The following is a 13726-nucleotide window of genomic DNA, read 5'->3' as shown; positions in this document are numbered from 1 at the left end:
CCGAGCCGCTGGAGCGCTGGTTCGCCGCCAAGGGCTGGCGGCCCCGGCGGCACCAGTTCGACATGCTGACGCAGGCGCGGGCCGGTAACCACGCGCTGCTCGTCGCCGCGACCGGCGCGGGCAAAACGCTCTCCGGCTTCTTGCCCACGCTCGCCGAGCTGATCGAGGAGCCCGCCGAGGGGCTGCACACGCTCTATGTCTCGCCGCTGAAGGCGCTCGCGGTCGACATCCAGCGCAATCTGCTCGCGCCCATCGACGACATGGGCCTCGACATCCGCGCGGAGACGCGCACCGGCGACACGCCCTCCGACCGCCGCCAGCGCCAGCGCGCCCGCCCGCCTCAGATCCTGCTCACCACGCCCGAATCGCTGTCGCTGCTGCTGAGCTATCCCGACAGCCTCGCCATGTTCGCCAGCCTACGCACGATCGTCGTCGACGAGGTCCACGCCTTTGCGGCCGGCAAGCGCGGCGACCTGCTCTCGCTCTGCATGGCGCGCCTCCAGCGGATCGCGCCGAGCCTACGCCGCGTCGCGCTCTCCGCGACGGTCGCCGATCCCGACGGCTACCGCGCCTGGCTCGCGCCCGACGGCGACATCGACGCCGTCAGCCTGGTGCGCGGCGAGCCCGGCGCCGACCCGAACATCGACATCCTCCTGCCCCAGGACCGCATCCCCTGGTCCGGCCATTCGGGCCGCTACGCCGCCGACCAGGTGATGCGCGAGATCGAACGGCGGCGCACCACCATCATCTTCTGCAACACCCGCGCGCTGGCCGAGCTCATCTTTCAGGATCTGTGGAAGGCCAACACCAAGGGCCTGCCGATCGGCGTCCACCATGGCAGCCTCTCCGTCGAGGCGCGGCGCAAGGTCGAATCCGCCATGGCCGACGGCAAGCTTCGCGCGCTCGTCGCCACCGCGTCGCTCGACCTCGGCGTCGACTGGGGCGATGTCGACTGCGTCATCCAGATGGGCGCGCCGAAAGGCTCGTCGCGCCTCCTCCAGCGTATCGGCCGCGCCAACCACCGCCTCGACGAGCCGTCCGAGGCGCTGATCGTACCCGGCAACCGCTTCGAATATCTGGAGGCGCAGGCCGCGCTCGACGCGGTGGAAGCGGGCGAGCTCGACCCCGACCTGTTCCGCCCCGGCACCTTGGACGTGCTCGCGCAGCACGTCATGGCCTGCGCCTGTGCCCGCCCTTTCCAGCAGGACGAGATGCTGGGCGAGGTCCGCTCGGCCACGCCCTATTCCGCCCTGCCCGACGACACGTTCGACCGCGTGCTCGGCTTCATCCGCGACGGCGGCTACTCGCTCCGCGCCTACGACCGCTACAAGCGCCTGACCCAAGACCCCGACGGCAGCTGGCGCGTCAGCCACCCCCGCTTCGTCCAGCAGCATCGCTTGAACGCCGGCATTATCGTCGAAGCGACGATGCTTAACGTCCGCTTCAAGAACGGCCGCCACCTCGGCAAGGTGGAAGAGGCGTTCGCCGCCACGCTCGCGCCCGGCGACACCTTCTTCTTCGCCGGCCTCAGCCTCGAGGTCGAGCGCATGGACACCGAGGACCTGCTCGTCCGCGCGACCGCCCGCCCCGCGCGCATCCCCACCTATGGCGGCAGCCGCATGCCGCTCTCGACCAGCCTCGCCGACCGCGTGCGCGGCTTCTTGGCGCAGCCCGAGCAGTGGCGGCGCTTTCCCGACGACGTGCGCGAATGGCTGGAGATCCAGGCCCGACGCTCGATCCTGCCCAGGCCCGGCCAAATCCTCGTCGAGACCTTCCCGCGCGACGGCCGTCACCACATGGTCGTCTACAGCTTCGAAGGCTGGAACGCGCACCAGTCGCTGGGCTTCCTCATCACGCGTCGCATGGAGGCGCAGGGGCTGAAACCCACCGGCTTCGTGTCGAACGACTATGCGCTCGCCGCCTACGGCCTCGAACCGATCACCGATCCCGCCAGCCTGTTCTCGCCCGACATCCTCGAGCACGAGTTCGTCGAATGGGTTGAAGGCTCGGCGCTCTTGAAGCGCGCCTTCCGCGAGGTCGCCGTCATCGGCGGGCTCGTCGAGCGCCAGCATCCCGGCAAGCGCAAGACGGGTCGCCAGGTCACCTTCTCGACCGATCTCATCTACGACGTGCTCCGCAAATACGAGCCCACGCACCTCCTGCTTCAGGCCGCCTGGGACGACGCCCGCGCGCGCATGACCGACGTCGGCCGCCTGGCGCGCCTGCTCGACCACGCGCAGCAACGGATCGTCCATGTCGACCTGCCCCGCGTGTCCCCGCTCGCCGTGCCCGTGCTCGTGCTGATCGGCCGCGAGCGCATCGCCACCATGCAGGGCGAGGACGCGCTGCTCATCGAGGCGGAGGCGCTCGCTGCGGAAGCCATGGCGGTGGACTAACCCGCCCCTTCCCGTCACCCCGGACTTGTTCCGGGGTCCATCGCTGTCCGGGCGAACCGCCCGCGAGGACGGACCGAACGGTGGTGCGCACCTTCCACGGTATCGCGCGCACGACGATGGACCCCGGAACAAGTCCGGGGTGACGGTTGGCTCTTGATCGAAGCCCTATCTCCATTCCGACAAGCTGGCGCTTGCAAAAGGCCCGGATCGGGCGCAGCTTGCGGGCCATGCGCAAGGCCCTGATCCCTCTAGCTCTTCTCGCCGGCCCCGTACTCGCCCAGGACGTCGCCCCGCTCACCGAGCCCGAGACCGAGCTGGCGTTCGAAACCGAAAAGACGCGCATGACCGTGCCCGTCTCCGTCGCCGGCGCGGGGCCGTACCGCTTCATCATCGACACGGGCGCGCAGCGCACGATGATCTCGCGCCAGCTCGCCGCCGAGCTCAACCTGCCGCGCGGCCGCCGCGTCGGGCTGACCGCGATGACGGGCCGCGCGCAGGTCGACACGGTGCTCGTCCCCTCGCTCCAGGTCTCAAGCTTCGGCGGCGAACGCATCGAGGCTCCCACGCTGGAGCGCGCGCATATGGGCGCGCCCGGCATCCTCGGCATCGACACGCTCCAGGACCACGCGGTCGCGATCGATTTCGACCAAGGCGTGATGAAGGTCTCCCCGTCCAAGAAGCGCAAAGGCCGCGCCCGCGTGTCGCGCGACGAGGTGGTCGTCGTCGCGAAGAGCCTGTTCGGCCAGCTCGTCGTCACCGACGCCACCTACGGCAACAAGCGGATCCGCGTGATCGTCGACACCGGCACCGAGGTCAGCATGGGCAACGAGGCGCTGCGCCGCCTCATCTCCCGGTCCAAGGCGCCCGAACAGGACATCGAGCTGGTCAGCGTCATCGGGGACAAGCTCGTTGCCGGCTATACTCAGATTCCTCGCGTGAAGATCGGCACGGTCGAGTTCGAGAACCTGCCCGTCGCCTTCTCCGCCGCCGCGCCGTTCGAGGTCTGGGGCCTGAAGGACAAGCCCGCGCTGCTGCTCGGCATGGACGCGCTGCGCATGTTCCGGCAGGTCCATATCGACTTCGCCAACCGCGAGCTCCGGCTCACCATGCCGAAGAACGTCCGCCGGGTTTGAGCCGAAGCGACGCGTCGGGGGCATAAGCCGCTGATCCCGCGCTTGATTCGGGCGAGTCGCCGGGCGTAGGGGCGTGGCGATATGGTTCCCTTTTCGTTCGGCGGACACGCGCTTCGGGCGCATGCGTCGGGTGCGGTCCACTGGCCGGCCCGCGCCGCGCTGCTCGTCGCCGACCTCCATTTCGAGAAAGCCAGCTGGTTCGCGATGCGCGGGCAGCTGCTGCCGCCTTATGATTCGCTCGCCACACTCGCCGAGCTGGAGGCGTTGGTCGCCCAGACCGGCGCGCGAGAGGTCTGGTGCCTGGGCGACAGCTTCCACGACGTCGGCGGCTGCGACCGCTTGGCCGCGCAAGCGCAGGACCGCCTGCGCGCGCTGACCGCCGCCGTGCGCTGGGTATGGATCACCGGCAACCACGACCCCGCCATCCTCGACCGCTGCGGCGGCGAGGTGATGGACGAGGCGCTGGTCGACGGCCTGGTGCTGCGGCACGAAGCCGACCCGCGCGAGGGCGTCTGCGAACTTTCCGGCCACTTCCACCCCAAGCTCCGCGTCCGCGTGCGCGGGCGTCAGGTGGCGCGGCGCTGCTTCGTCCGCACGGAACGTAAGCTGGTGCTCCCCGCCTTCGGATCGCTCACGGGCGGCCTCGACGCGGGCGCCCCGGCGATCCGCCGCGCGGTCGGCGGCGGCGCGGAGGCGCTGGTGCCGGTCGAGGACCGGATGCTCAGGTTCCCGTTGGCTGCATAGGCGTCCCCGCCGCCCCCACCCACTCCCTCGTCATGCCGGACTTGATCCGGCATCTATGCGCGTCCGCTTGTTCGACAACACCTTTGCGAACAGGTGGGCCGCGCGTGGACCCCGGCTCAAGGCCGGGGTGACGGTGTAGAAGACGGACTGGTCAGCGAGCCAGCGTCGGAAACCCAGCGCGGAACGCCGCGACCTTCGGTTTGTCCCAGCGCACGATGTAACCATGGTTCGGGTTGCGCCGCGCGAAGTCCTGATGCTCCGCCTCGGCGGGGAAGAACGCGCCGGTCTCGATCCGGGTGACGATCGGGCGCGGATAGGCGCGGGCGGCGCCCAGTTGCGCGATGTAGCGCTGCGCCACGAGCCGCTGCTGCGACGTTTGCGGGAAGATGGCCGAACGATAGCTCGGCCCGTGATCCGGACCCTGACGATTGAGCTGCGTCGGGTCGTGCGCGACCGAGAAGAAGACGCGGAGCAGCTGGCCGTAGCTCACCTGGGCCGGGTCGTAGACGATGCGCACCGCCTCGGCGTGGCGCGTGCGCTCGGAGGAGACCTGCGTGTAGGTCGCGGTCCCGCGCGTGCCGCCGGCATAGCCGCTCACCACAGAGCGTACGCCGCGCACCTGTTCGAACACGGCCTCCACGCCCCAGAAGCAGCCGCCCGCGAACACCGCGGTCTGCAGACCCGGCGTACGGGGAACGTCGATCCGGGGCGCCGGGATCGGCACCGCGCGCTCGGCGGCCGCGCCGGTCGCCATCAGCGCCCAGGCGAGCGCGGCGGACCCGACGGCCACCCCGAGCGCGCGGAAGGTCATCGCTGCGCGGGCACGCTCACCGCGAAACGCTCGGCGATGTTGCGCGTCGCCTCGGCGGGCTGAAAGGCGAGCAGGCCGACCGCGCCGAGCACGAAGCCGCCGACGAACTGCTGGGCGAAACTGTTCTTGAAGCTACGCATGACACACGTCCTGTGTTCGGTTCTACGACGATAGACACCCAAGTCGGGCCGGAGCGGTCCGACCACAAGGGCGACTATCGCAACAATATGTTTCCAGAAGTTAACCGAGCCTGGGCGGCCCGTTCATGCGCCCGCCAGCTTCAGACCAGCGCCGCGCACGCCTCCTGGATGCGCGCGCAGGCCTCGCGCAGCAGGTCGTCGGACGTCGCGTAGCTGATGCGCATCGCAGGCGACAGGCCGAACGCTGCGCCCTGCACAGCGGCCACGCGCGCCTCGTCGAGTAGATAGGTGACGAACGCCTCGTCCGAATCGATCACCTGGCCCTTGGGCGTGCGCCGCCCGATTAGGGGCGCGAAGCTCGGATAGACGTAGAACGCGCCTTCCGGCTTGGGGCAGGTCATGCCCTCGATCTCGCGGAGCGTGCCCAGCACCAGGTCGCGCCGCGCCTGGAACGCGCGGTTGCGCTCCTGGAGGAAGGACTGGTCGCCCGTCAGCGCGGCGACGGCGGCCGCCTGCGCGACCGAGCAGGGATTGGAGGTCGACTGTGACTGGAGCTTGGCGATCGCCTTGATCAGCCAGGACGCGCCGCCGGCGAAACCGATGCGCCAACCGGTCATGGCGTAGGCCTTGGAGCAGCCGTTCACCGTCAGCGTGCGCTCGTACAGGTTCGGGCAGGCCTGGGCGACGGTGGCGAACTCGAAGCCGTCATAGACGACGTGCTCGTACATGTCGTCGGCGAACACCCAGACATGCTCGTGCCGCGCGAGCACTTGAGCGAGCCCGCGCAGCTCGTCGGCGGTGTAGGCCGCGCCCGTCGGGTTGGAGGGCGAGTTGATGATGACCCACTTGGTCCGGGGCGTGATCGCCGCGTCGAGCGCTTCCGGCGTCAGCTTGTAGCCCTGCTCCGGCCCCGCGGGCACCGGGACGGGGGTTCCGCCCGCGAACTGCACCACGTCCGGGTAGCTCACCCAGTAAGGCGCGGGAATCAGCACCTCGTCGCCCGGCTCGACGGTGGCGACGATCGCGTTGAACAGCGTGTGCTTGCCGCCGACGTTCACCGTCACCTGGTCGCGGCCGTAGGTCAGGCCGTTGTCGCGCCGGAACTTGTCGATCACCGCCTGCTTCAGCTCGGGCGTGCCGTCGACGTCGGTATACTTGGTCTTGCCGTCGCGGATGGCCTTGATCGCGGCTTCCTTAACGAAGTCGGGCGTGTCGAAATCGGGCTCGCCCGCGCCCAGACCGATCACGTCGACGCCCGCGCGCTTCAGCTCGGCGACGCGCGCGGAGACGCCGAGCGTCGGGGACGGGCTGATGCGGTCGAGGGCGGCGGAGGTGCGCATGGCGCGGAGGGCTAACCCGCGGCTTCGACCCTGGCAACTGCAAGCCGTGCAGGGATCAAGCCGCGCAATGCATTGCCGAGCAGGAAGCCGTCGGCGAGATCGGCGCGGGTGAGCTCCCCCTCCTCCGCCCGACCGTCGGCGAGGAGCGACGCCCGGAGCACGCCCGGCAGCAGGCCGCGCGCCAGCGGCGGCGTGACGAGCCGGCCGTCGCGCGGCACGAACAGCGAGGTGAAGCTGCCTTCGGTGAGGCGGCCTTCCCCGTCCTCGAACAGCACCTCCCACGTGCCCGCGTCGCGGCGGGCGCGGTCGTAGAAGGCGCGGTCGGTCGTCTTGTGGCGCAGGCGGAAGTCGCGCGGGGATACGGGCAGCGGCACGATCGCCACCTCAGCGGGTCCGGGCGGCGCGGGCGGCATCGGCCCCGTCTCGGTCGCCACCGCGCCGTTGCGGCTCAGCAGCAGCCGGACACGCGCGGGACTGCGCAGGCGGAAGGTCGCGGCCTGGAGCTCGTTGCGGGCGGCGTGGCGGTCGAGCTTGAACCCGAACGCCACCGCGCTCGCCTTGAGCCGCGCCATGTGGTGGTCGAGCAGGACGATCCCCTCTTCGGGGTCGAACGCCATCGTCTCGATCAGGTCGAAGCGGCGCTCGCCCGCCTGGAGGAACGCCGCCTTGGCGAGGCACTCGTCCCATTCCTCGTCCACATCGCTGTCGGCGACGAGGCCCGAGCCCAGGCCCAACACCGCCTCGCCGTCGCGGATCGTCAGCGTGCGGATGGCGACGTTGAACTGCGCGTCGCCGCCCGCGTCGAGATGCCCGATCGAACCCGTATAGAGGCCGCGCGGCGGCCCGCGCTCCACCTTCGCCAGCACCTGCATCGCCCCGACCTTGGGCGCCCCGGTGATCGAACCGCAGGGAAAAGCGGCGGCGATCACGTCCAGCGCGTCGCGGTCGGGCGCCAGCTCGGCGGTGACGGCGGAGACCATCTGGTGGACGGTGGGATAGCTCTCGACGGTGAACAGCTCGGGCACCGCGACCGAACCCGCGACGGCGACGCGCGACAGGTCGTTGCGCATCAAGTCGACGATCATCAGGTTCTCGGCGCGCTGCTTGGGGTCGGCCGCCAGCGCCTGCGCCGCGGCGCGGTCCTGGGCGGGCGCGGCTACGCGGCGCGCAGTGCCCTTCATCGGGCGGCAGGTGAGGCGGCCGCCCTCCAGCCGAAAGAACAGCTCGGGCGAGAAGGACAGGTAGGTCGCGTCACCGGTCGCGACCACAGCGCCCCACCCCGCGCCCGCGCGGGCGCGGAGCGCGGCGTAGAGCGCGAGCGGGTCGCCCTGGACCGGGGCGCGGGCGCGGAAGCTGAGGTTTGCCTGATAGAGGTCGCCGGCGCGGATGAGCTCGGCGACCTGCGCGAACGCCTCGGCGTAGGTGGCGTGGTCGACGCAGGGCGCGAGCGCGCCGATCCACGCGCCCGCCGGATCGGGCATCGCGGACGGCCCCTCCTCCCAGCGCTCGAACAGCCCGAACCAGAGGAGCGGGCCGTCGGGCGCGCCCGCCGGGGCCGCGGGCTCGAACGCCGCGCCCGCCTCATAGGCGAGGAACCCCGCCGCGTGCAGGCCCTGCGCCCGCGCAGCGCGCAACGTGTCGAGCGCCGGGCGGACCTCGGCCGGCTCGCGCGCCTCCACGACCCGCACCGGATCGCGGTAAAGGCGCGCGGGCGCCCCGCCCGGTCGGGCGTCGTCGAGCAGCACGAAGGGCGCTTGGGGCCGCATTCCCCATCAGATGCCGGAGCTCGACGCCCGCGCCAAGCGCAGATTGCCGGGGCGCGGGCGCGGGCCTATCTCGCGGCGCATGGCCAGCAATCCCCCGCCCCGTCCCCCGCTACGCGCGGCGATCATCCCCGTGACGCCGATCCAGCAGAACTGCACGCTCATCTGGTGCACCGCCACCATGCGCGCGGCCGTGGTCGATCCGGGCGGCGACCTGCCCCGCATCCGCCGCGCGATCGACCAGGCGGGCGTCGTCGTGGAGCGCATCCTGCTCACCCACGGCCATATCGATCATGCCGGCGGCGCCAAGGAGCTTCGCGACCAGTTGGGCGTGCCGATCGAGGGCTCGAACGAGGCGGACCGCTTCTGGCTCGCGCGGCTGGACGAGGACGGGCGCAGCTGGAACATCCCCGCCCAGCCGTTCGAACCCGACCGCTGGCTGAACGAGGGCGACGTGGTCGAGGTCGGCGACTTGCGGCTCGACGTGTACGAGACGCCCGGCCATACGGCGGGGCACGTCATCTTCCACCACCCGCCGTCCAAGTTCGCGCTGGTGGGCGACGTGCTGTTCCAGGGCTCGGTAGGGCGCACCGACCTGCCGCAGGGCGACCACCAGCAGCTGATCCGCTCGATCGTGGACAAGCTCTGGCCCTTGGGGAACGACACGGCGTTCATCCCCGGCCACGGGCCCGCCAGCACCTTCGGTCACGAGCGCCAGCATAATATGTTCGTGAGCGACCGCGCGCTGGCGGCGTGAGCGCTTTCAACGGTTAAGTATCTGTTCCAGCTTACGATTTTGGGCGAAGTTTGACGACTTTGACGCCGAAACACGCACTTGACCGAATTTCAGCCACGAAAGCGGGCCCGCGTGGGGCTAAGTCGTTAATCAACAAGCGTTTGTGAAGTTGACACGTCTGGACGCCTCCCGTGCTCATCGGCCCGGCCCACGCCGGGATGATGCGAGGTTCGACAAGCTCACGATGTGAAAGAGCGACTCGGGAGCGTAGGTCGCCTCCGGCTTGTAGGACAGCCCGTAATACAGCAGCGTTCAGCGTTCGCGCCTGACCGGATCGACGTCCTGCACCGCGGGCGAGTAGGCGCCAGTGGCGGGGATGGAGATGGCCCAGAGCGCGAGCAGGAGCTGGAGCACCGCGGTCAGCCCCGCGCCGATCGGGCGTCCGGGCGCCCAGCCGTCCATGCCGATCCCGTGCGCGATGCGCGCGACCACGAACAGCGCCGCCATGACCCAGAGGTACACCGACGGGCTGGCCGCGAACTCGATCAGGCCGACCAGGATGAGCACCAAGGGCACGTTCTCGGCGAAGTTGGCGTGCGCGCGCATGCGGCGGAGCACCTGATCGTTGCCGCCGTCGCCCACGCTGATCCCGTGCGCCCGGCGCGCCGCGCCGACGCGGAACGAGAGCCAGATGTTGATCAGCGTGAGCGCCCCGGCCAGCACCAGCGTGATCGGAAGGGTCGTGGTGTACATCGCGGGCTCCTCCTGTTGCTCGCGGAACAACGGTCCGCCAGGCGAACCGTATCCCGCGAGCGGGGCGACGCGCTTGCAACAGCGGCGTAAATCGCTATAGCGCCTCGGCTCTCGCGACGCGCCCGGCAGCGGAGCCCCCGTGGCCCCGTGCCCGGGCGCGAGCCTTTTCATTGAACTAACAAGGTGCCGAAATGGCCGTCCCCAAGCGAAAAACCTCTCCTTCCCGCCGCGGCATGCGCCGCGCGCACGACGCGCTCTCCGTGGAGTCGTTCCAGGAGTGCCCGAACTGCGGCGAGCTGAAGCGCCCGCACAATCTCTGCACCGCCTGCGGGCACTATAATGGCCGCGAGATCGTTTCGGTCGAGGGTTAAACGCTCGGTCGAGAGGTAAGCCAGGAATGCCCGACAGCGGTCCGATCGCCGTCGACGCGATGGGCGGCGACGACGGGTTACGCGTGATGCTGGCCGGCGTCGCCCGCGCGCGCCGCGCCGCCGAGGGCACGCGCTTCCTGCTGGTCGGCGACGAGGACGCGATCGCCAAGGGGCTGGACGCGCATCCCGGCCTGCGCGGCGCGTCGGAGATCGTCCACGCGCCCGAAACGGTGAAGGGCGACGAGAAGCCCTCGGCCGCGATCCGCCGCGCCAAAAAGACGTCGCTGGGCATCGCCATTGATCTGGTCAAGCAGGGCCGCGCCGCCGCCGCCGTGTCGTCGGGCAATACGGGCGCGATGATGGCGATGGCGAAGGTCGCGCTGCGCACCATGCCGGGCATCGACCGTCCCGCGCTCGCGGCGCCGCTGCCGACGCTGGGCGACAACGACGTGATCATGCTCGACCTCGGCGCGAACGCCGAGGTGGACGCGCAGAACCTCGTCCAGTTCGCGGTCATGGGCGCCGCCTTCGCGCGCACCGTGCTCGACCTGGAGACGCCGCGCGTGGCGCTGCTCAACATCGGTTCCGAGGATCAGAAGGGCACCGACACGATCCGCGACGCGTCGCAGCTGCTGAAGCAGGGCAAGCGCCTGCCCTTGCGCTTCGACGGCTTCATCGAGGGCGACCGCTTGAGCCGCGGCGATGTCGACGTGATCGTGTGCGACGGGTTCTCGGGCAATATCGCGCTCAAGACCGCCGAGGGGACGGCGCGCTTCGTCGCCGACCTGCTGAAGCGCGCGTTCCGCAGTTCGGTGCGCTCCAAGATCGGCTTCCTGATCTCCAGGCCGGCGACCGAGCTGCTGCGAGACCATCTCGACCCCAACAAGCACAACGGTGCGGTCTTCCTCGGCCTAAACGGCATCGTCGTGAAGAGCCACGGCGGCGCGAACGAGCTGGGCGTGGCGACGGCGATCGGCAACGCGGTCAAGATGGTGCGCCACGACCTGACACGCCGCATCGCCGAGGATCTCGGCCGTTTCGAGAAGGCGGCCGCCGCATGATGCGCTCGGTCATCACCGGCACAGGTTCCGCGCTCCCCAAGCGCCGCGTGTCGAACGCCGAGCTGGCGGAGACGGTGGAGACGTCGGACGAGTGGATCGTCGAGCGCACCGGCATCCGCTTCCGCCACATCGCAGGCGACGGCGAGACCACCTCCTCGCTGGCGGTGGACGCGTCGCGCCGCGCGCTCGAGGCGGCGGGGCTCGAGCCGTCCGACATCGACCTGATCGTGCTCGCCACCGCGACGCCCGACCAGACTTTTCCCGCCACCGCGACGATCGTGCAGGCGGAGCTCGGCATCCTCGACTGCGTCGCGTTCGACGTGGCGGCGGTGTGCTCGGGCTTTCTTTACGCGGTGCAGGTCGCCGACTCGATGCTGCGTTCGGGCACGCACGCGCGCGCGCTGGTGATCGGCGCGGAGACGTTCAGCCGCATCCTCGACTGGGAGGACCGCGCCACCTGCGTGCTGTTCGGCGACGGTGCGGGCGCGATGGTGATGGAAGCGCGCGAGCCGGCCGAAGCGGGCGACCGCGGCGTGCTGGCGGCGAAGCTCCACGCCGACGGGCGCTACAACGAGCTGCTCTACGTCGACGGCGGGCCTTCGACCACGGGCACGGTGGGCAAGCTCCGGATGAAGGGGCGCGAGGTGTTCCGCCACGCGGTGACCAACCTCTCCGCCGTCATGACCGAGTCGCTGACGCTCGCGGGCCTCGCGCCCAACGCGGTCGACTGGGTCGTGCCGCACCAGGCGAACGCGCGGATCCTGGACGCCACCGCCAAGAAGCTGGGGCTGGCGCCCGAGAAGGTCGTCGTCACCGTCGACCGGCACGCCAACACGTCGGCAGCCTCCGTGCCGCTGGCGCTGGACGAGGCGGTGCGCGACGGGCGGATCAAGCCGGGGCACCTCGTCGTGCTGGAGGCGATGGGCGGCGGCTTCACCTGGGGCGCGGCGGTTGTTCGGTTCTGATACCTGAACTGACGCCCAAGCCCTTCCGATCGCCCGCTTTCGCGTGTAGGCTCCGGCCCGACAGGGGAAGGGAATAATCTGTGGAACCAGCAGGGACGTTGACCCGCGCCGACCTCGCCGAGGCGCTGCACAAGGAGATCGGCCTGTCGCGCGCCGACTCGGCCAAGATCGTCGAGCAGGTGCTGGCGCATATGTGCGAGGCGCTGTCCAAGGGCGAGAACGTCAAGATCTCCGGCTTCGGCACCTTCGTGCTGCGCGACAAGGGCGAGCGCGTCGGCCGCAATCCCAAGACGGGCGTCGAGGTGCCGATCGCGCCGCGGCGCGTGCTGACCTTCCGCGCGAGCCAGATGATGCGCGAGCGCATTGCCGCCGCGAGTTGACGTTTTGATCCGGCTCACGCCGGATGCGGCGCCGGCCCGCTCCCCCACCCGACTACCCACATCATACACCGAATGGGTGGCCGGGTGGGGGAGCGGGCCGGTGCCGCGCGGCCTCAGCGTCGCTGAGGCCGTATTATGACCGAGCCGCCCGCAAAAGCGGCGGGCGCGTTCCGCACGATCGGCGAGCTCTCGCGCGAGCTCGGCCTGCCGCAGCACGTCCTGCGCTACTGGGAGACGCGCTTTCCGCAGCTGAAGCCGCTCCAGCGCGCGGGAAACCGGCGCTATTACCGGCCGGAGGACGTGGCGCTCGCCAAGCGCATCGACCGGTTGCTCAACAGGGAAGGCTATACCGTCAGGGGCGTGCAGCAGCTGCTGGCGCGCGAGGGCGGCGGCGAGGAGGCGGCGCCGCAGCAGAGCTCGTCCGACTTGCTGACGCGGGTACGCATCGTGCGCGACCGACTGGCGGCGGCGCTGTCGGACGACTGAGGGCGCCCTCTCAGCGCGCCAGCCCGCGCCGCAGGAATTCCGCCACCGCGTCGGCGATCGCGTCGGGGTCCTGGTCCTCGCTCCACACGCCGAAGCGGAGCCCCAAGAACACGTTCATCCCCATGATCGCCCAGGCGTGGACCTCCGACACGTCCGCGCGGAAGTTGCCGCGGGCGACGCCGGCGGCGAGGCGTTGCGCGATCCGGTCGGCCGTCGACTGGTAGTGGAGGCGGAACGACTCTGAGTCGACGAACTCCGACTCGTCGATGATGCGGTAGATCTCCTTGTGCTCGCGCACGAACCGCAGGAACCGTTCGAGCCCCGCGCGCTCGGCGGCGATGCCGTCGGGCGCGGCGCGGATGGCGGGGGCGACATGCTCGCGCACCTGCGCCGACAGGTCGCGCACCAGCGCGCGGAACACCACGTCCTTCGAATCGAAGTAGGTATAGAAGCTGCCCAGCGCGACGCCGGCGCGGCGCGTGATCCCGCTGATCGATGCGTCGTGGAAGCCGCGCTCGCCGAACTCGGCGGCGGCCGCGTCCAGGATGGCGCGGCGCGTGCGCCGGCCCCGCTCGGTCCGCGGTTCCCGATCACCTTTAATGGCGTCCGTGTCGCCCGCGGCGGCGGCCGCAATCGTTTCCGCCATC

The 13726-nt window shown here is 70.5% G+C and carries 15 protein-coding genes; 9 read left to right on the top strand and 6 right to left on the bottom strand.

The genetic code is table 11. From position 1 onward, the window contains the following. Positions 1–8 precede the first annotated feature (8 nt). From CKY28_RS07835 to pdeM, 3 genes are all read left to right on the top strand, one after another. Positions 9–2396: a ligase-associated DNA damage response DEXH box helicase gene (locus CKY28_RS07835; RefSeq protein ID WP_281253240.1), complete on the top strand. Its 2388-nt coding sequence runs from the start codon at positions 9–11 to the stop codon at positions 2394–2396. A 227-nt stretch (positions 2397–2623) separates the two neighbouring features. Beyond that, positions 2624–3529 (top strand): aspartyl protease family protein, encoded by a 906-nt coding sequence (locus CKY28_RS07830; RefSeq protein WP_095997803.1) that lies wholly within the window; start codon positions 2624–2626, stop codon positions 3527–3529. Positions 3530–3610: 81 nt separating this feature from the next. Then, positions 3611–4273 (top strand): ligase-associated DNA damage response endonuclease PdeM, encoded by a 663-nt coding sequence (pdeM, locus tag CKY28_RS07825; protein WP_095997802.1) that lies wholly within the window; start codon positions 3611–3613, stop codon positions 4271–4273. Between the two features lie 151 nt (positions 4274–4424). Here the strand turns inward: pdeM and msrA are convergent, their stop codons facing one another. The 4 genes from msrA to pabB all read right to left on the bottom strand — a co-directional run bounded on the left by msrA (position 4425) and on the right by pabB (position 8330). After that, positions 4425–5084, bottom strand: coding sequence for a peptide-methionine (S)-S-oxide reductase MsrA (gene msrA, locus CKY28_RS07820; protein WP_095997801.1), 660 nt, complete (start codon positions 5082–5084; stop codon positions 4425–4427). Further along, complete coding sequence (locus CKY28_RS18630; protein ID WP_176473009.1) at positions 5081–5224, bottom strand: hypothetical protein; 144 nt, start codon at positions 5222–5224, stop codon at positions 5081–5083. The genes msrA and CKY28_RS18630 overlap by 4 nt, the downstream gene beginning before the upstream one ends. 140 nt (positions 5225–5364) lie before the next feature. Further along, positions 5365–6564 carry a pyridoxal phosphate-dependent aminotransferase gene (locus CKY28_RS07815; protein WP_095997800.1) on the bottom strand — a complete coding sequence of 400 codons (1200 nt, stop codon included), beginning with the start codon at positions 6562–6564 and terminating at the stop codon, positions 5365–5367. Positions 6565–6575: 11 nt separating this feature from the next. Further along, positions 6576–8330 carry an aminodeoxychorismate synthase component I gene (pabB, locus tag CKY28_RS07810; RefSeq protein ID WP_095997799.1) on the bottom strand — a complete coding sequence of 585 codons (1755 nt, stop codon included), beginning with the start codon at positions 8328–8330 and terminating at the stop codon, positions 6576–6578. Between the two features lie 79 nt (positions 8331–8409). Between pabB and CKY28_RS07805 the strand changes: the two genes are divergently transcribed. Beyond that, on the top strand, positions 8410–9084 hold the full coding sequence (locus CKY28_RS07805) for an MBL fold metallo-hydrolase (protein ID WP_095998548.1): 675 nt from the start codon (positions 8410–8412) through the stop codon (positions 9082–9084). 291 nt (positions 9085–9375) lie between these two features. Here CKY28_RS07805 and CKY28_RS07800 read toward each other — a convergent pair whose 3' ends face one another. Further along, on the bottom strand, positions 9376–9816 hold the full coding sequence (locus tag CKY28_RS07800) for an MAPEG family protein (RefSeq protein WP_095998547.1): 441 nt from the start codon (positions 9814–9816) through the stop codon (positions 9376–9378). 191 nt (positions 9817–10007) lie between these two features. Between CKY28_RS07800 and rpmF the strand changes: the two genes are divergently transcribed. The 5 genes from rpmF (at position 10008) to CKY28_RS07775 (ending at position 13079) form a co-directional block, all read left to right on the top strand. Further along, positions 10008–10187 carry a 50S ribosomal protein L32 gene (gene rpmF / locus CKY28_RS07795; RefSeq protein WP_095997798.1) on the top strand — a complete coding sequence of 60 codons (180 nt, stop codon included), beginning with the start codon at positions 10008–10010 and terminating at the stop codon, positions 10185–10187. 26 nt (positions 10188–10213) lie between these two features. Beyond that, on the top strand, positions 10214–11248 hold the full coding sequence (gene plsX / locus CKY28_RS07790) for a phosphate acyltransferase PlsX (RefSeq protein ID WP_095997797.1): 1035 nt from the start codon (positions 10214–10216) through the stop codon (positions 11246–11248). Continuing rightward, complete coding sequence (locus CKY28_RS07785; RefSeq protein ID WP_095997796.1) at positions 11245–12213, top strand: beta-ketoacyl-ACP synthase III; 969 nt, start codon at positions 11245–11247, stop codon at positions 12211–12213. The genes plsX and CKY28_RS07785 overlap by 4 nt, the downstream gene beginning before the upstream one ends. A gap of 80 nt (positions 12214–12293) precedes the next feature. Then, the gene (locus CKY28_RS07780) at positions 12294–12593 is read left to right on the top strand and encodes an integration host factor subunit alpha (protein ID WP_095997795.1); all 300 of its coding nucleotides are present in this window, start codon (positions 12294–12296) and stop codon (positions 12591–12593) included. A 135-nt stretch (positions 12594–12728) separates the two neighbouring features. Then, positions 12729–13079 carry a MerR family transcriptional regulator gene (locus tag CKY28_RS07775; RefSeq protein WP_095997794.1) on the top strand — a complete coding sequence of 117 codons (351 nt, stop codon included), beginning with the start codon at positions 12729–12731 and terminating at the stop codon, positions 13077–13079. Between the two features lie 10 nt (positions 13080–13089). Here the strand turns inward: CKY28_RS07775 and CKY28_RS07770 are convergent, their stop codons facing one another. After that, a complete protein-coding gene (locus CKY28_RS07770; protein ID WP_095997793.1) occupies positions 13090–13725 on the bottom strand; it encodes a TetR/AcrR family transcriptional regulator in 636 nt (211 codons plus the stop codon). Position 13726 lies beyond the last annotated feature (1 nt).

Source organism: Sphingomonas lenta (genome assembly GCF_002288825.1).
GTDB lineage: Bacteria > Pseudomonadota > Alphaproteobacteria > Sphingomonadales > Sphingomonadaceae > Sphingomonas > Sphingomonas lenta.
The sequence above is the reverse complement of the archived record's forward strand: the minus strand, read 5'-3'. Positions and strand labels throughout refer to the sequence as shown.